The 267-nt window shown below is 60.3% G+C and carries 1 pseudogene; it reads left to right on the top strand.

Features of this window, described 5'->3' with window-relative positions:
* Positions 1–18: 18 nt before the first annotated feature.
* Positions 19–267 (top strand): annotated as a pseudogene (locus tag SB753_RS37860) (PRC-barrel domain containing protein); the annotation flags it as partial.

Below are 267 nucleotides of genomic sequence, written 5' to 3'. Positions count from 1 at the left end.
GTACTGATTTCACCGTAGTCGGTCAAACACATGGACCGGGAATCAGGCACCGTCCACGTGCATCTGACGCGGCAAGAGGTGCGGGACAGTCCGAACATCGATACGCATAAGCCGGTGGCGCGCCAGCATGAAACCGAGTACCTCCTTTACTACGGCTATCCGACGTACTGGGGTGGCCCAAACCTGTGGGGAATGGGGGCCTACCCCGCATTCGACGTAAAGGACGTGTCGCCAGACCCAGCATCGGAGGCTCTTCCGTGCCCCGAC

The sequence above is a fragment of the Paraburkholderia sp. SIMBA_053 genome (assembly GCF_046534895.1).
In the GTDB taxonomy this organism is placed as follows: Bacteria; Pseudomonadota; Gammaproteobacteria; order Burkholderiales; family Burkholderiaceae; genus Paraburkholderia; species Paraburkholderia caledonica.
This window is presented reverse-complemented; position numbering and strand designations above follow the sequence as displayed.